This is a genomic window from Winogradskyella sp. 266wxhm, assembly GCF_058964685.1.
Map to the genome: position 1 here is coordinate 3401734 of NZ_CM179559.1, position 17532 is coordinate 3419265.

Annotated in this window: 14 protein-coding genes; 7 read left to right on the forward strand and 7 right to left on the reverse strand. The window is 33.9% G+C overall.

The genetic code is table 11. The annotated features are described in order from the left end of the window. Window positions 1-5: 5 nt before the first annotated feature. The 5 genes from AC2H4K_RS15340 (at window position 6) to AC2H4K_RS15360 (ending at window position 5259) form a co-directional block, all read left to right on the forward strand. A complete protein-coding gene (locus AC2H4K_RS15340) occupies window positions 6-371 on the forward strand; it encodes a response regulator transcription factor (protein ID WP_281139658.1) in 366 nt (121 codons plus the stop codon). Between the two features lie 73 nt (window positions 372-444). Next, window positions 445-663: a hypothetical protein gene (locus AC2H4K_RS15345; protein ID WP_281139657.1), complete on the forward strand. Its 219-nt coding sequence runs from the start codon at window positions 445-447 to the stop codon at window positions 661-663. A gap of 2 nt (window positions 664-665) precedes the next feature. Continuing rightward, window positions 666-2558, forward strand: a complete 1893-nt coding sequence (locus AC2H4K_RS15350; protein ID WP_281139656.1) for an acetate--CoA ligase — start codon at window positions 666-668, stop codon at window positions 2556-2558. Window positions 2559-2595: 37 nt separating this feature from the next. Continuing rightward, window positions 2596-4503, forward strand: a complete 1908-nt coding sequence (gene acs / locus AC2H4K_RS15355) for an acetate--CoA ligase (RefSeq protein ID WP_281139655.1) — start codon at window positions 2596-2598, stop codon at window positions 4501-4503. A 102-nt stretch (window positions 4504-4605) separates the two neighbouring features. Then, window positions 4606-5259 (forward strand): HAD family hydrolase, encoded by a 654-nt coding sequence (locus tag AC2H4K_RS15360; protein WP_281139654.1) that lies wholly within the window; start codon window positions 4606-4608, stop codon window positions 5257-5259. Between the two features lie 2 nt (window positions 5260-5261). Here the strand turns inward: AC2H4K_RS15360 and AC2H4K_RS15365 are convergent, their stop codons facing one another. After that, the gene (locus AC2H4K_RS15365) at window positions 5262-6740 is read right to left on the reverse strand and encodes a helix-turn-helix domain-containing protein (protein ID WP_281139653.1); all 1479 of its coding nucleotides are present in this window, start codon (window positions 6738-6740) and stop codon (window positions 5262-5264) included. Between the two features lie 119 nt (window positions 6741-6859). Between AC2H4K_RS15365 and aceB the strand changes: the two genes are divergently transcribed. Beyond that, window positions 6860-8458 (forward strand): malate synthase A, encoded by a 1599-nt coding sequence (gene aceB / locus AC2H4K_RS15370; protein ID WP_281139652.1) that lies wholly within the window; start codon window positions 6860-6862, stop codon window positions 8456-8458. 74 nt (window positions 8459-8532) lie between these two features. Beyond that, window positions 8533-10158, forward strand: a complete 1626-nt coding sequence (locus AC2H4K_RS15375) for an isocitrate lyase (protein ID WP_281139651.1) — start codon at window positions 8533-8535, stop codon at window positions 10156-10158. Between the two features lie 104 nt (window positions 10159-10262). Here AC2H4K_RS15375 and AC2H4K_RS15380 read toward each other — a convergent pair whose 3' ends face one another. The 6 genes from AC2H4K_RS15380 to prfB all read right to left on the reverse strand — a co-directional run bounded on the left by AC2H4K_RS15380 (window position 10263) and on the right by prfB (window position 17453). Beyond that, a complete protein-coding gene (locus tag AC2H4K_RS15380) occupies window positions 10263-10919 on the reverse strand; it encodes a 3'-5' exonuclease (RefSeq protein ID WP_281139650.1) in 657 nt (218 codons plus the stop codon). A gap of 1 nt (window position 10920) precedes the next feature. Further along, window positions 10921-12810, reverse strand: a complete 1890-nt coding sequence (locus tag AC2H4K_RS15385; RefSeq protein ID WP_493742581.1) for a DUF294 nucleotidyltransferase-like domain-containing protein — start codon at window positions 12808-12810, stop codon at window positions 10921-10923. Between the two features lie 75 nt (window positions 12811-12885). Next, window positions 12886-15414, reverse strand: coding sequence for a TonB-dependent receptor (locus AC2H4K_RS15390; RefSeq protein ID WP_281139648.1), 2529 nt, complete (start codon window positions 15412-15414; stop codon window positions 12886-12888). Between the two features lie 118 nt (window positions 15415-15532). Further along, window positions 15533-15991 carry a hypothetical protein gene (locus tag AC2H4K_RS15395; RefSeq protein WP_281139647.1) on the reverse strand — a complete coding sequence of 153 codons (459 nt, stop codon included), beginning with the start codon at window positions 15989-15991 and terminating at the stop codon, window positions 15533-15535. A 2-nt stretch (window positions 15992-15993) separates the two neighbouring features. After that, complete coding sequence (gene arsC / locus AC2H4K_RS15400) at window positions 15994-16335, reverse strand: arsenate reductase (glutaredoxin) (protein ID WP_281139646.1); 342 nt, start codon at window positions 16333-16335, stop codon at window positions 15994-15996. Window positions 16336-16351: 16 nt separating this feature from the next. Continuing rightward, window positions 16352-17453 (reverse strand): peptide chain release factor 2 gene (gene prfB / locus AC2H4K_RS15405; RefSeq protein ID WP_281139645.1). Its coding sequence is split into 2 segments (ribosomal slippage): window positions 16352-17389 and window positions 17391-17453, totalling 1101 coding nucleotides; the frame shifts between segments, so codons are not numbered across the junction. Between the last annotated feature and the right edge of the window lie 79 nt (window positions 17454-17532).

The following is a 17532-nucleotide window of genomic DNA, read 5'->3' on the forward strand; positions in this document are numbered from 1 at the left end:
TTTATATGAAGAAGAAAATTTTAATTGTTGATGACGAACCTAATATAGTGATGTCGTTAGAATATACTTTCAAAAAACAAGATTTTGAAGTGTATATTGCAAGGGATGGTAGTGAAGCACTAGAGATATTAAAGCATGAAATACCAAATGTGGTATTGTTAGATATCATGATGCCAAATGTAGATGGTTACCAAACCTTAACACAAATAAAAAATAATGACAGTCTTAAGGATACTAAAGTTGTATTTTTAACTGCAAAAAATAAGGCTTCAGACATAGAAAAGGGTTTAAATTTAGGAGCCGATAAGTATTTAACTAAACCTTTTTCAGTAAAAAAAATAGTTTCAGAAATATTGGAACTTGTAGATTAGAATTCAGTCTTTTAGGTTATTAAATATTGGTTTTGTGTGCAAACAAACAGTATTTAATTAAAATGAAAAGACAATGAAGTTTCGTATCAACCCTTTAGCATCAGATATTATAATTAGTATCTATGTTGTAGCTACGCTATACCTTAGGTTTAAGTTCGAAAATCAAACTCCAATTAGCCCAATCTTATCCATCGTTATGGGTATTTGTTTTGTGGTAATCATTTGGGCGTTGATTAAATTGAAAGTACTTAATCCTAATTGGTTCGGTTTGTTTAATTCCAAAAAATCGTAGCTATGCCATATCAAGATTTCTACAGAAAAAGTATAGATCAGCCAGAGCAATTCTGGAAAGAACAAGCCGATCAATTAGAGTGGTTTAAGCAACCAAAAACTATTTTATCTAAAGATTCACATGACTATTTTCAATGGTTTGAAGATGGAGAACTTAACTTAAGTTATCTGTGTATAGACAAACATATTAAAGATGGTTTTGGTGATCAAGATGCTGTTATTTATGACTCTCCAGTAACACACACTAAGCAACATATTACTTTTAATCAGTTGCATGAAGAGGTTTCTAAACTAGCTGGTGGATTACAGAGTTTAGGCCTGAAGAAAGGTGATACCTGTATTATTTATATGCCTATGATTCCGCAGGCATTATATGCAATGTTGGCTTGTGTAAGAATAGGTGTAATACACTCAGTTGTTTTTGGTGGTTTTGCACCGCATGAATTAGCTATTCGTATAGACGATTGTAAGCCTAAAGCAGTAATTACCGCATCAAATGGTATCGAAATTCAACGTGTTATTCCGTATAAACCTTTTGTTGATGAGGCTATAAAACAAGCTGAAAGTAAGCCTGAACATGTTATTGTGTTTGATAGAGAACAAAACGTTGAAATTCCAAAGCAAAATTATGATGTGGATTATAAGACATTGGTAGAGAAATCCTCTTCAGCAGAAGCGGTGTCTTTACCAGCAACACACCCTTCTTATATTTTATATACTTCAGGAACAACAGGAAAACCAAAAGGTATTATTAGAGATACCGGTGGTTATGCTACGGCGTTAAAATTCTCTATGAAATACGTGTACGGAGTAGATGAAGGTGATACTTATTGGGCAGCTAGTGATGTGGGGTGGGTAGTAGGACATAGCTATATTGTTTATGCTCCATTACTGAATAGAAATACAACTATTTTATTTGAAGGTAAACCTATAAAAACACCAGATGCCTCAACATTTTGGAGAGTGATTTCAGAACATAATGTAAAAGTGATGTTTACAGCTCCTACAGCAATTAGAGCAATTAAAAAAGAAGATCCTAACGGACACATGATAAAGCGTTTTGATTTGTCATGTTTAAAATATCAGTTCTTAGCTGGTGAACGTTGTGATGTAGCAACACTAACGTGGACTCACGAAAAATTAAACGTTCCTGTAATTGATCACTGGTGGCAAACCGAAAGTGGTTGGCCTATGTTAGCTAATATGGTTGGTGTACAATTACAGGAAGTAAGGCCTGGTTCAGCAAGTTTCCCTGTAAGTGGTTATGATATTCAAATTTTAAATGAAGAAGGGCACGAATTAGAAGCAGGAGTAGAAGGTTACGTTGCTGCTAAATTACCATTACCACCAGGAACATTAATGAATTTGTGGGGTAATCCAGAGCGTTTCAAATCAGGATATTTAGATAGATTTCCAGGTTATTATTTTTCTGGTGATGGAGGTTATAAAGATGAAGATGGCTACGTGTTTATCACAGGTCGTGTAGACGATATTATTAATGTTGCTGGTCACCGTTTATCTACTGCTGAAATGGAAGAAATTGTTGCTTCTCATAAGTCTGTTGCGGAATGTGCGGTATTTGGTGTCCACTGTGATTTAAAAGGGCAAAAACCTTTAGGTCTTGTTGTTTTGAAATCGGGATTAAATGATGATGAGGCTAACGTTCAAACAGAAATAATTAAAGAAGTAAGAAAAGAAATTGGTGCTGTAGCTTCATTTAAAGATGTTTACGTTGTCAATCGATTACCAAAAACAAGAAGTGGGAAAATTCTTCGTAAATTACTACGAAATATTGCGGATGAACAACAATATAACATTCCTTCAACAATAGATGATGTGGCAATTATAGACGAAATAAAAAATGTTTATGCCAAAAATCATGTTGGAATTCATTAACAAAATCTTAAATAACTAAAATAAACATATCTAAATCATGAGTAATTATCATATTAAACACTTAGAAGAATATTATCAAGTCTACCGTAAGTCAGTCAGAAATCCTGAGGTGTTTTGGGAGGAAATAGCAGAAGAGCACTTTATGTGGCGTAAAAAATGGGATAATGTTCTTAGTTGGGACTTTACTAAACCTGAGGTAAAATGGTTTGAAGGTGCGCAACTTAATATCACTGAAAACTGTATCGACAGACATTTGTACACACGTGGAGATAAAACGGCTATCATTTTTGAACCTAATGATCCGAGTGAAAAAGCAGAACACATCACGTATAGAGAATTACATGAACGCGTTTGTAAATTTGCTAATGTTCTAAAAGCACAAGGTATAGGAAAAGGGGATAGAGTTTGTATTTATTTACCTATGATACCAGAATTAGCGGTTTCAGTCTTGGCCTGTGCTCGTATTGGTGCTATACATTCTGTGGTTTTTGCAGGATTTTCATCTACTGCATTAGCGACACGTATAAACGATTCTGAATGTAAAATGGTCATCACTAGTGATGGGTCATATCGTGGATCTAAAACAATAGATTTAAAGGGTATTGTAGATGAAGCTTTGGAAGAGTGTGAGTCTATAGACAGTGTTTTAGTCGCTAAGCGCATCAATTCAGAAATCAGCATGAAAGATGGTCGCGATCATTGGTTGCAGCCCTTGCTAGATGAAGCACATCATGAATGTGAACCAGAAATAATGAATGCTGAAGATCCATTATTTATTTTATATACATCAGGCTCTACAGGAAAACCAAAAGGAATGGTGCATACTACTGCTGGTTATATGGTATATACAGCCTATACATTTAAAAATGTGTTTCAGTATAGAGAAAAAGATGTGTATTGGTGTACGGCAGATATAGGCTGGATTACAGGACATAGCTATATAGTTTACGGACCGTTATGTAATGGTGCAACAACCATAATGTTTGAAGGTGTGCCTAGTTATCCAGATTTTGGGCGTTTTTGGGAAATTGTAGAAAAACATAAAGTCAATCAATTTTACACGGCGCCAACAGCTATTCGTGCCTTAGCTAAAGAAGGTGTAGATTATTTAGATAAACATGATTTATCATCATTAAAAGTATTGGGAACTGTTGGTGAGCCAATTAATGAGGAGGCTTGGCACTGGTATGATGATAACGTAGGAAAGAAAAAAGCACCAATTGTAGATACTTGGTGGCAAACTGAAACAGGAGGTATTATGATTACGCCAATTGCTTTTGCTACACCAACAAAACCAACGTATGCGACCTTACCATTTATCGGAATTCAACCAGCATTAATGGATGAGCATGGACAAGAAATAAAAGGAAACCAAGTTGATGGTCGTTTGTGTATAAAATTTCCTTGGCCTAGTATGGCGCGTACCATTTGGGGCAACCATCAACGTTATAAAGACACCTATTTCTCAGCGTATGATAATAAATACTTCACAGGTGATGGAGCATTAAGAGATGAAGTAGGGTATTATCGTATTACAGGTCGTGTGGATGATGTTATTATCGTTTCAGGACATAACTTAGGTACTGCACCAATTGAAGATGCTATAAACGAGCATCCAGCAGTAGCAGAATCTGCAATTGTAGGTTTCCCACATGATATCAAAGGAAATGCATTATATGGATATGTGACTTTAAAAGAAACAGGTGAAAGTCGTAACCATGATAACTTACGTAAAGAAATCAATCAATTGATTACTGAGCAAATTGGGCCTATTGCTAAGTTGGATAAAATTCAGTTTACCAATGGATTGCCAAAAACACGAAGTGGAAAAATTATGCGTCGTATTTTAAGAAAAATTGCAAGTAAAGATACTAGCAATCTTGGTGATACAAGTACATTGTTGAATCCAGAAGTTGTTCAGGAAATAATGGACAACGCTTTGTAGAGTTTAATTAACTCAACTGTTTGTAAAAAAAGCGCCAAAGCATTTTATGTTTTGGTGCTTTTTATTTTATTCCTTTTATCTTCGCCTCAAATTAAAATTCCTATGCTTAAAGCTGTTTTATTCGATATGGATGGTGTTATTGTAGATACTGAGCCATTGCATCGAAAAGCCTATCATCAAATGTTTAAAGATGTTAACATTGAGGTAGATGAAGATCTGTATTCGTCTTTTACCGGACAATCTACGATTAATATTTGCAAACGATTGGTGGATCGATTTGGTTTAAGTCAAACGCCTGAAGATTTAGTAGCTTTAAAACGTAAAAATTATAAGGACTATTTTGAGAATGATGGTTTGGAGCTTATAGATGGTGTTTTAGAGAGAATTAAAGACTATCATGCTAATGGAGTTAATTTGGTTTTGGCTTCTTCGGCATCAATGACAGGAATTAATCAGATTTTTGAAAGATTTGATTTAAATCAATATTTCAGTGCGAAATTTAGTGGAGCTGATTTGGAAAAATCAAAACCGCATCCTGAAATATTTTTAAAAGCTGCTGCATCCACAGGTTTTGATAAGTCTGAATGTATGGTGATTGAGGATTCTACCAATGGTATTAAAGCAGCAAAAGCAGCAGGTATTTATTGTGTGGCTTTTAAAAGTCCTCACTCAAAACATCAGGATTATCATTTAGCGGATAAGGTAATTTCAAGTTTTAAGGAAATTAGTTATGCTAATATAGTTGATGCTATTTAGTTTTATTGACTATACTTCTCCTGTAATTGGTCAACAACATTAGCAATTTTTTCATCCATTAATTTTGAAGTGATAACGTTTGGTTCAGCCTGACGAACATCACAATTTTTAATAACGCAGCGTTCGCAAGTTACACCGACTTCAGCTTTTGGTATGGATTTGCTCTCGGCAAAAGAAACTTTCCTTTTGAACTGATTGTTGATTTGAATACCAATACTAACACTTCTATAACGATTGGCAACAAACGGATCTGTAGTTGCTGAAGACATTACCAAATAGGTTTTTTCTTCATTTGGATAGTTAGATATTTGAATATCAAATTCATGGTCTTTATTTGAAGCACTTATGCTTTTCAAAACTTTCATAGATACCCAACGTCTACAATAATGCTCGTCTGTTTCGTTAGCATGAGGAGATTGTTGTTTTGATAAGTGTAACTCTTTGTTGAGTTTAAAATCATTAGTGCCCTTCTGATGAGAAAAACGTAAAAAGAATAAACTTTTTAAGTTAAAATCTTTCGGTAAAATATTGGTTAGTCTTTGGTAAATAGACTCTGGAGAAGCGTTGTAGTTTTTTATAATACGCTCAAAATCTTTTGCTTTAAAAGACTTTTTTGAAAATAAAAGCTTTAGGTCGTCAACTAATCTTGTTCTAGGTATTATCAATGCTCCTGCAAAATAAGAGGCATAAAAATTATTTAAAACCTGATCGAAATTTTCAAACTTAATCCAAGAAAAAGTGTAAAGTCGTTCGCTTATCTTTAAATAATTATAGGCAATTTCTTTAGCATATATAAATGTGCGTTGCGCATCGTCAATATGTTTGGCTAGTAAAAGCGTTTTTGATTTTGGAATAAAAACAGAACGTAGATTATCTAATTCTGTGTGCGAAGCTAATTCTGTATTGTTGATTTTATAACTGTACTCTTCAACTAAAATATCTTCAAGCTCTTTAGATTTTAAAGGTTGGGTTAAGTCAACTTGGTAGGTTTTGGCAAATGCCAAAACCGCTTCTTCCATAGTGTCAATGTAATTATTGTTGGCTTCTTGAAAAGATCTCACAGAGGCTAAATAAAAACTCTCCTTACTGAAATTGTAGTTTTTAGCAATTTCTATTATGGTACTTATAAAAGCAGTAACCTTTGTAGGCGCATTTGAAATAATGTCTATCATAGTGCTTTCCTGAATGCCAAATAGCTCTAAAGGAATCTCTTTTAAGATTTTGGATTGTAGAATTTCACCAATAGGAGCAAGGTTTTTATCTAGTTTTAACGATACTAATTCGTCATAAGGCACTTCAAGATGTTTAGAAAGTAATGCTATTTTATCTGGTTTAGGATATTTTTTTCCCTTCTCTATTTCATTTAAATACGACTTAGAAAGTCCTGATAATTTTGAAAGTCCAAATAACGACAACTCTTTATCTGTGCGGATTTGCTTCAGTTTTAATCCGAAAATTAACTTGATATAATCTTGTTCCATAAATACAAATATAACACTAATTGCGAACTTATTTAAAAAGCGAAAAATAATTTTTAGCGAACGTTCGCTTGTTTTTTTAAAAAATTGGTTGTAACATTGTTTCATCAAAAAATAACAGTATGGAAATTTCAGTAACCACTCAGCAGAACATTACATTTTCACCACAAGTGAAAAACGTTTACCCACAATTGTTAACCGAAGAAGCTTTGGAGTTCCTTTCAGCTTTGCACCAAAAATTTAATTCTAAACGTTTGGCCTTATTAGAACGTAGAGAAAAACAGCAAGAAATTTTTGATAAAGGCGCCTTTCCTTCATTTCCGGTTGAAACAAAATCTATTAGAGAATCTGATTGGACAGCAGCACCAATACCAGAAGATCTTTTGGATCGCAGAGTAGAAATTACTGGTCCTGTAGATCGTAAAATGGTGATTAACGCACTTAATTCTGGTGCAAAAACTTTTATGGCAGACTTTGAAGATAGTAATGCACCATCTTGGGCAAACAATCTTGAAGGACAACAAAACCTTATAGATGCCAATAATAAAACCATTGAATTGATAGACGAAGCTAGAGGAAAGCATTATAAATTAAATGATGAAACAGCTGTGCTTTTGGTGAGACCTAGAGGTTTGCATCTTAACGAAAGTCATTTGCTGATTGATGGGGAAGAGGTTTCAGGAAGTTTATTTGATTTTGGATTATATGTGTTTCATAATAGTAAAACATTAATGGATAGAGGTTCTGCACCATATTTTTATTTGCCAAAATTAGAGCATTATCTAGAGGCTAGATGGTGGAACGAGGTTTTTGAATTTGCACAAGGTTATCTAGAAATTCCAAACGGAACTTTCAAAGCGACCTTACTTATTGAAACGATTACAGCAAGTTTTCAACTCGATGAATTTATCTATGAACTTAAAGAACATATTGTTGGATTAAACTGTGGACGTTGGGATTATATATTCTCATATATTAAAAAGTTCAGAAATCACGATGGATTTGTAGTGCCAAACCGAGATCAGGTAACCATGACAACACCATTTATGGCTGCATATTCTAATTTGGTTATTCAACGTTGTCATAAACGCGGTATTCATGCCATGGGAGGTATGGCAGCACAGATTCCAATCAAAAATAACCCTAAAGCTAACAAAGCTGCTTTAGAAAAAGTAAGAGTAGATAAAGAAAGAGAGGCTAAAAACGGACATGATGGTACATGGGTGGCGCATCCTGCTTTGGTAGAAGTGGCCATGTTAGAGTTTGATAAATACATGCCAACACCAAACCAGATTTTTAATAAACGAGAAGACATTAATATAACAGAGGAAGATCTGGTAGAGATGCCTCAAGGAACAATAACTGAAGCTGGCATACGCAAAAATATTAATGTTGGTGTTCTTTATATGGAGGCATGGTTAAGAGGTTATGGTGCAGTGGCACTTTACAATCTTATGGAAGATGCTGCTACAGCAGAAATATCAAGAACTCAAGTGTGGCAATGGTTGAAAAATGAAGCTTATTTAGAAGATGGTAGAGTTTTTAATAGAAATTTATTTGATGATCTTTTCGATGATGAAGTTGAAAAAATAATACGTGAAGTAGGTGAGGGAAAAATTAAAAATACAAAATTTTGTGATGCTATTAATCTCTTTAAAAGATTGGTGGCACAAACCGAATTTGAAGAGTTTTTAACGCTTTCGGCATATAAACAACTATAATATAAACAACAAATCCCGCGAATGCGGCAACATTCAAACGGGACTCATATTTAATAATCGTTAATTACAAATTTATGAAAAATTTATCAGAAACTAAGTACAGTTCTGCATTACAAACCGTGAAAGACCTAAAACAAAAGTACGGTGACACGTGGAATGCAATCAATCCTGAAAGTGCAGCAAGAATGGCTGCTCAAAACCGATTCAAAACAGGATTAGACATAGCTAAATATACAGCAAGCGTAATGAGAAAAGATATGGCAGCGTATGATGCAGACAACTCTCAATATACACAATCTTTAGGGTGTTGGCATGGTTTTGTAGCGCAGCAAAAAATGATTGCAGTGAAAAAGCATCACAAGACGACTGATAAAAAATATTTGTACTTATCTGGTTGGATGGTTGCGGCCTTACGCTCAGAATTTGGACCATTACCAGATCAATCTATGCACGAAAAAACAGCTGTACCAGCATTAATTGCTGAGATTTATGATTTCCTCCGTCAGGCAGATGCCATAGAGTTGAATGATTTATTTAGAAGATTAGAAAATGGTGAGGATGTTCAAGCAGAAATAGATAATTTTCAGACTCATGTTGTTCCAATTATTGCAGATATTGATGCAGGTTTTGGAAATGAGGAAGCAACATATTTATTGGCAAAGAAAATGATTCAAGCTGGTGCTTGCGCTATTCAGATAGAAAATCAGGTTTCTGATGCTAAACAATGTGGTCATCAAGATGGTAAAGTAACGGTTCCTCATGAAGATTTTATTTCAAAGCTAAATGCGGTTCGTTATGCCTTTTTAGAATTAGGTGTTGATGATGGTATTATTGTAGCAAGAACAGATTCTGAAGGAGCGGGACTAACCCAAAAATTACCTGTGAGTAAAGAGCCAGGTGATTTAGCTTCAAAATATCTCGCTTTTGTAGAAGCTGAAGAAGTGGCTATTGAGGATGTAAAAGAAGATGAGGTATTGCTAAAACGAGACGGAAAATTGACAAAACCAGTGAGACTACCTAATGGTTTATATAAATTCAAAGATGGATCTAATATTGATAGAGTAGTGCTAGATTGTATTACGAGTTTGCAACATGGAGCGGACTTGTTATGGATTGAAACTCCAACACCAAATGTGAAGCAAATTGCTCATATGATGAATAGAGTTAAGGAAGTTGTTCCGAATGCTAAATTGGTTTATAATAATTCTCCATCATTCAACTGGACCTTAAATTTCCGCAATCAAGTATTTGAAGAAATGCTAGCTGAAGGTGAAAACATGACAGCTTATGATAGAAATAACTTAATGGATGCACAATATGATGGAACAGAATTATGTCATCGTGCTGATGAAAAGATACGAACTTTCCAAATTGATGGAGCAAGAGAGGCAGGTATTTTCCACCATTTAATTACGTTACCAACATACCACACAACAGCTTTACACATGAACAATTTAACAGAAGGTTATTTTGGAGATGAAGGTATGCTGGCTTATGTAAGAGATGTGCAGCGTCAAGAAATTAGAAAAACAGTGTCTTGTGTAAAACATCAAAGAATGGCAGGCTCAGACCTTGGTGATGATCATAAAACATTCTTTGCAGGTGATAATGCATTAAAAGCTGGAGGTTCTAAAAACACGTCTAATCAGTTTGAGACTGAAGCAGCACCCAAGAAGAAAAAATTGACAGCTGTAGCGTAAAGCTTTAAGATAATTTAAATTGTTAGAAGAGGATGTGATTTAATTCTTTTATTTATTTTAATTAGTTAGGTTGAGGCACACTTATTTGCAAAGTGTGCCTCTTTTTATAATAAACCTCTTCGTTCAGGTTTTAATAAATCTTTCAATTTTAAACTCCCATTTTTGTTAAGAATGGATACCAATTTTAAGAATAGGAGTGCAGTGATATAAGCATCTCCTGAAGCAGTATGTCTATCGTGAAGTGGAATTTTAAAACGCTCAGCTAATTCGTCTAGACTAAAATGAGCTTTACTAGTATCTAGTCTGGTTTTATTGAATAGATGGCTAGTGTCTAAAGATTTATTCTTCAGTTTTGGTAACTCCATACGTTTTAAAGCATTGTTTATCATAGCAATGTCGAATGCGGCATGATGTGCTACTAAAACACTATTTTCAACATAATTTAAAAATTCAATGATGGCATTTTCTTCCTCAACTTTATTGAGCTTACCTTCTTTCAATAAACCATGGATTTTTACAGTTTCAGAATTGAAATGTTCTTGTTCTAAATAATATTCAAACTGATCTGAAACTCTAATTTTTAGGTGAATTATCGCAATACAGCCAATAGATAAAATCCTATCATTTTTTGGATCTAAGCCGGTAGTTTCGGTATCAAAAACTATAAATCTTATAGCTTCTAGGTTTTCTTCAGAATTCTTGAATTTTGAAGTATAATCTTCCCAAAATTTGGGATATGATTTTCTACTAAACCAACCCATATTACATCAATTGATTAAGCTTAAAACGCATTTTTATCAATTCTTGGATAGCTTTAACAGCTTTAAAACTTCGTTTTAGTTTCAATCGATCGCTTTTACTCAAGTCCACCAAATTTATAAAGCGACCAGAGTCAGAATTGGCAAGACCTTGTTCTGTTCTAAAGCGCAATAAGTCTTTGAAAGCTTCTATGCAGAATAAATAAGTGTCTTTGTTTTCGGGTTCTAATTCTATTAATTTTTCATAACGATTAACAGTGTTATTTACAGACTTAATATTGTGAGATAAAATGAGTAGCCGAGCAGCATCAACCAAAGGCATCATTGCCCTAGCTTTAATATCAAATTGATCTTTGTGTTCACCATTATCTTCAACTAAAAACTGTCTGAAGAAGCTCAATGGAGGTGGGTTTTGTAGTGCATTTCTGCCTAAATAACTCAAGAAAATTGAATTATGTTCAATGGTTTCAAAAATATGTTCAGATAGTTTTTCGACCAATTTTGTATCACCATATACATAATCGTAATCAAAGAAAATAGTGCAGAGCATTAAATTGTCTTGATCTGGTGTGGTAATCCAACTTTTAAATTGCGCTTGCCACTCTGAAACCGAATTGCACCATTTAGGATTGCTACCCATCATATGTGCAGGGCACAATTCAAATCCAACTATACTCAAAGCTTTATTGATATGTTTTGAAAGCTCTAAAAAATATGGTTTTACGGTTTCATTTTTTTCTTTAGAAACATCTTCATAAACCAAAGCATTATCTTGGTCGGTGAGCAGTAATTGTTCTTCACGACCTTGACTTCCAATGGCCAGCCAAGCAAAATTTACAGGTGGCTTTTTGTTCATTTTATCAATAGACAATTCAATTACTTTTTGCGTAATAGCATTATTAATAGCGGAAACCATTCGGGCCACAAAGTCAATTGGAATATCTTGTTTTAGGTAACGCTGAAGCAAGTCTTCGGTACGTTCTCTTATATTTTTGAGCTGATCAACAGCTGTACTTCGTTTTATTTCTTTTACTAAAGATGACGCATTATTTTCTCTTAAAACAATAATATCATATTCAGAAAGTATACCTGTTAGCTCAGAATTTGTAGTACCATCTTTTGTAATACAAAGGTGAGTAATTCTATTTTTAAGCATTGCAATTTGTGCTTCTGAAACACTTATATTCTCTGGAAATGTTTTTACAGGAGAAGACATAATGGCTTCGACGGTTTGCTGAATATCCACTTTTCCTGTTGCGATTTTTGTTCTTAAATCTTTGTCAGTTATTATACCTACAGGCTTCTTGTTTTCAACAATAACAATTGAACCAACATGAGCTTCGGTCATTATAGATGCAGCTTCTTTTATAGTTGAGTTTAGGCTACATGTAATTGGATTTTTGGAATAGTCTGCAGATTGTAATTCAGGGAGATTTAGAGAACCATCTAATTCTAGCTCAGTTCTAGTTTTATTTCTGTCTGAAGGTTTTACATTAGAAACAAAGCTTTGCATTAAAAATTTTGAAGCATCACTATTAGTTGTGATGAATTCGTTCAAAATTTCTGATGATATACTATATAACACACTTTCTTCAATAGCTTTGGCGTCTAGAATATAAGTGCCTGTTCTGATTAGTGCTCTTAGACCAAAAATATCACCTTCGTCACACTTATCAACTAAAGTGTTTTCTTCAGAATAAAGACCAATCGCTCCATCTTTGACAACATAGAAATTAGACTCAATACTTTGATTTATAGAGAAAACTGTTTGATCTTTTTCAACATAAATCACTTCCACAGCTTTAGAAATAGCGAACAGTTGTTCGCGAGAAAGCATATTGAAAGGCGGAAAACCTTTTAGAAAGTCATAGATGCGTTCAGCAATGGTATTCATCTTAGCAATTTAGCCAAAAATTGAATTTGGCTAAATGATATCCATCATATAATTGCTAAAATATTATAGTTTTTGCTAACCTTCGAAATCAAAATCGTCATCTCCGCCACCATTTTGACCTCTTCTCGAACCTTCTCTTTTATTCAATTGTTGATTGAATCTATAGATAAAGGATAGGTTGATTTGGCGCTGTCTCCACTGAGATTCGTTATATCTAGTAAAGAAGTCTGTAGTTGTTAAAGCTTGACGTTTTCTTGAGTTTAATAAGTCTCTTACGTTAAGAGATAACGTTCCTCTATTGTTTAAGATTTCTTTACTGAAAGCTAAGTCTATGGATAAGATACCATCTGTATCTGATTGAGCATCTTGTCTGGCACCTCTGTAGAAAGCGTTAGTTTGCCAATCTATTTTCCATGGCATAGTAACTTTAGAGCTAAATCTAGCGAACCAGCTTGTATTTTTTGTACTATAATCTACACCGTTGAATTCACCTTCAGTTTCGAATTGAAAAAAGTTAAAACTAGAATTTAATCTAAGCCATTTTGCAGGGTTGTATAAGAATCCTAATTCTGCACCAGTCCTGTTATTTGTTGAAAGGTTTACAGGTATTGTTCTAATAATATCTATGCCATCAGATGTTTGTTGACCTGTATTTTCTTCAACTCGCTCAAATGAATCCGTTTCATGTTGATAGTAAATAGAACTTGTTAATGTAAATATCTCCCAACGTCTAAGATACCCTAAATCGAATGTACTTGAAAAAGCAGGTTCTAAATTTGGGTTCCCTTGAAAAACGTTAGTTCTACTAGATCTAGAAGGGAATGGGTTGATAAACCAACTGCGCGGACGGTTAATTCTTCTATTATAACCTACAGTTATACTTTCTTCGCTGTCTGAATCGCTACCACCTAAATTATAGATTAAATTAACTGTAGGGAAAAGGCCTAAATAGTTGTTATTGAAATCTGTTTCAATAGGAAAACCAAATTCTTCTACAAGTTCTTCATCTGTTAATCTAGAATCTATTGTTCCTTTAAGTTGTGTATGTTCTAAACGTAACCCTAATAGGAAAGAAAATTTACCAAACTTATTACCATACTGAGAATAAATAGCATTTACATTTTGATCATAATCAAAAACATTGGTGTAAACATCATTAACTTCTAAGTCGCCATTAGCTAAATTTTCTTGTTCAAGAACATAATCAGTAACCTCATTTTCAAAATTACCTCTATAACCTGCTTCAAAACGAGAGTCTTCACCTAATGGTAAAACATAATCAGCTTGGAGTAAATATTCCTTTTGATCTTCGGTAGTAGTTTCTTGTTCGCTTTGTATACCAGTAGGATTTGTTTGGTTTGTAAAAATGTAATCTTCATTATAATTTGTAAAACCTTCTTCTGAAGAATTTTCAAATTGAAAATCAGCTGTTAATTTATGGTCGCTGTCCTCGCCAAAACGTTTCACGTAGTTTAAAGCTACTTGATATCTATTGTCTTGTTCAGTTTGTTTTTCGCGACGTAATGTTTCTTCTACAATGCTACCATCATTAAAACGTTCACTACTATTTAAGGATAAATCTGCATCGCTACCAAGTCTATAGAAAAAGCTACCTGTTAAAGAAGACGATTCACTTAGAAAGTATTCCATACCTATGTTGGCATTATAATTTCTATTGAGTCTTTCTACCTCTTGATCTTCACGAATTCTTCTAAACTCAGGCTCTACAAGATTGTTATCTTCATCAAGTTGATCAAAATACGTGATATCATTAAAACTATTTCTTGGCGCATCAAAATAACGCCACCCAAAGTTAGAGAAAAGGTTATATTTCTCTGTACGGTAATTTATAGCAGCAGAAACCCCTAGATTATCTGGATTACCAATAGTAAGATTTACAGATCCGTTAAATCCTAAAGTTTCTTTTTGACGAAGAATGATATTTAAAATACCAGCAGTACCTTCAGCATCATACCTTGCAGAAGGTGAGGTAATAACTTCTACACGTTCTATAGCTTCTGCGGGAAGTTGACTAAGAATATTGCTATCTCCAAAACCTGCCATTGCTGATGGTTTTCCGTTAATAAGAATTCTTACGTTTTCGTTACCTCTCAAGCTTATAGCGCCATCAATATCAACAGCTACAGACGGAACATTATTAAGTGCATCACTTACGGTACCACCAGCTGTAGTTAAGTCCTTACCAATATTGTATACTTTTTTGTCTAATTTTATTTCTACGGTTGTACTCTCAGCGACAATTTCAACTTCATCTAAGGATTCTATATCTAAATCGAGAGCAACAGTACCGAGATTGATATCTTCAGAAATGGTTTTGTTATAGTAGTTTTTAGTTTTATATGAGATATACTCTACCGCAATATCGTAAACTCCAGATTCTAAGTCTACATTAAATTTTCCTTCACTATCAGTTATACCACCAGTAACGGTTTTGTTATCAGATTTACTCGTAAAAGTAATAGTGGCATATTCTAAAGGGTAGTTAGAGCCTTGCTCTACTACAGTACCTTTTACTGTGACGTCTTTCTGTGAAAAAGAGAAATTAAATACAAGTAAAAGCAAAAAAGGTAAGTATATTTTCATAGCGGTTTTTTAATCGCCACAAAAATACACTTACCCTTATTGTAATCGGTTAATCTTTTGTTAAAGCAGAATTGATTTCTTTAATTCGAAATAGTTAAAAGCAATAGTAACCTAATTCTCAATTGTCTTTGTCTTTTCTTTTTTTACGTTTTTTTTTCTTTTTATCTTTAATAACGTCTTTTTCATCAAAGTCACCTTTAATCATTTCTTTGATTTTTTTCATGTCATTTTCCGAAATGAGTTCTTCCAATTCTTTAAAGTGAGTTTCTTCTAACTTTTTAATAGCTTCTTTTCTATCAAGGCTGTGCTCAAATTGTGTTTTGAAAATAGCGATCTTAGCTTCGAAAAAACTATAGATCTTCTGTTTTAATATCTGTTTTTGAAAATCATCAGCTTCTAAAGTGGAAAGGAAGTTTAGAACATATTCTTCTCTACGCTCTTCCATTTCACGCTCTCTTTTTTCTATTTCTTGCTCGGTAGGTTCAGTATTTGCAGGTACTCTGCCTATATTTCTAGAGCGTTGTCCTAATGCAGAAAGACTTGTTAACAAGAATAAGAATAATATTGTTTTTTTCATACTTATATAATTTTTGAAATCAATTCTGGCGGTCTTCCTACAACAGCTTTTTCTTTATTTACTACTATAGGGCGCTCAATTAATTTAGGATTATTAATCATAGCTTCGATAACTTCGTTGTCACTTAAATCTTTGCCTTTAAACTCAGATTTCCAGATGGCTTCATTTTTTCTAACAAGTTCTAAAGGGCTTATTCCTAGTTTTTCTACTATAGATTTAAGTTCTTTAGCATCAATGTTTTCTTCTAGGTATTTAATGGTTTGAAATTCTTTTCCTGAAGATTCTAATATAGCTAGCCCTTGTCTAGATTTTGAGCATCTTGGATTGTGATATATTTTTATCATCTCCTTAATTTTATAATTATTGTGCCGTATCTTTTTGTCCCATCATCATAAGATAAGATTTTAAAAATGGTTCAATATCCCCATCCATTACGGCATCTACATTACCAGTTTCGTGTGTGGTGCGTACGTCTTTAACTAACTTGTAAGGATGCATTACATAATTTCTTATTTGGCTTCCCCATTCAATTTTCATTTTGCCTGCTTCGATATCTTCTCGTTGAGCCATTTGTTTCTGAAGTTCAATTTCGTATAGCTGAGATTTTAGCATTTGTAATGCTCTGGCTCTGTTATCGTGTTGTGAGCGTGTTTCTGAACATTGAATTTGTATACCTGTAGGCTTGTGTAATAACTGAACTTTGGTTTCAACTTTATTGACATTTTGTCCACCAGCACCACTTGATCGCGCCGTTGTAATTTCGATATCTGCGGGATTTATTTCAATCTCAATAGAATCATCTACTAAAGGGTAGACATATACGGAAGCAAAACTAGTATGACGTTTTGCATTACTGTCAAAAGGTGAAATACGAACTAGTCTGTGAACACCGTTTTCGCCTTTTAGCCAACCAAAAGCATAGTCGCCTTCAATCTCTAAGGTTACGGTTTTTATACCAGCAACATCACCTTCTTGGTGGTTAAGCTCTTTTACTTTGTAACCACTTTTTTCAGCATACATTAGGTACATACGCATAAGCATGCTTGCCCAATCACAACTTTCGGTTCCACCAGCACCAGCAGTGATTTGAAGAACAGCACTTAAACTGTCTCCTTCTTCAGAAAGCATGTTTTTAAACTCGAGCTTTTCAATAGCGTTTATTGCTTTATTGTAGCGGTTTTCAACATCTTCTAGAGTAGCTTCCTCTTCTTTATAGAACTCATAAATGACCTCTAAATCTTCATAAAGTGTTTTTGCAGCATTAAAATCATTAACCCAACTCTTTTTTTCTCTTAGGGAACGCATAACCTGTTCGGCTTTTTTAGAATCGTTCCAGAAGTTTGGGTCAAACGTTTGCTCTTCTTCGTTGCTTATTTCGATGAGTTTGGCATCTAAGTCAAAGATATTGCCTAAGTGCATCTAGGCGGGAATTAAGATCTTTTATTTGATCTGATGTTATCATAGTCTATTTTAATTTATACAAATATAATAGGCCTTATTTAAGTGCCATAATTTTGAATTGTTTTTTTAGAAATTCCGTA

Coding starts and splice junctions, on each gene's coding strand:
- AC2H4K_RS15340 (WP_281139658.1), top strand. CDS start 6: ATGAAGAAGAAAATTTTAATTGTTGATGACGAACCTAATATAGTGATG.
- AC2H4K_RS15345 (WP_281139657.1), top strand. CDS start 445: ATGAAGTTTCGTATCAACCCTTTAGCATCAGATATTATAATTAGTATC.
- AC2H4K_RS15350 (WP_281139656.1), top strand. CDS start 666: ATGCCATATCAAGATTTCTACAGAAAAAGTATAGATCAGCCAGAGCAA.
- acs (WP_281139655.1), top strand. CDS start 2,596: ATGAGTAATTATCATATTAAACACTTAGAAGAATATTATCAAGTCTAC.
- AC2H4K_RS15360 (WP_281139654.1), top strand. CDS start 4,606: ATGCTTAAAGCTGTTTTATTCGATATGGATGGTGTTATTGTAGATACT.
- AC2H4K_RS15365 (WP_281139653.1), bottom strand. CDS start 6,740: ATGGAACAAGATTATATCAAGTTAATTTTCGGATTAAAACTGAAGCAA.
- aceB (WP_281139652.1), top strand. CDS start 6,860: ATGGAAATTTCAGTAACCACTCAGCAGAACATTACATTTTCACCACAA.
- AC2H4K_RS15375 (WP_281139651.1), top strand. CDS start 8,533: ATGAAAAATTTATCAGAAACTAAGTACAGTTCTGCATTACAAACCGTG.
- AC2H4K_RS15380 (WP_281139650.1), bottom strand. CDS start 10,919: ATGGGTTGGTTTAGTAGAAAATCATATCCCAAATTTTGGGAAGATTAT.
- AC2H4K_RS15385 (WP_493742581.1), bottom strand. CDS start 12,810: ATGAATACCATTGCTGAACGCATCTATGACTTTCTAAAAGGTTTTCCG.
- AC2H4K_RS15390 (WP_281139648.1), bottom strand. CDS start 15,414: ATGAAAATATACTTACCTTTTTTGCTTTTACTTGTATTTAATTTCTCT.
- AC2H4K_RS15395 (WP_281139647.1), bottom strand. CDS start 15,991: ATGAAAAAAACAATATTATTCTTATTCTTGTTAACAAGTCTTTCTGCA.
- arsC (WP_281139646.1), bottom strand. CDS start 16,335: ATGATAAAAATATATCACAATCCAAGATGCTCAAAATCTAGACAAGGG.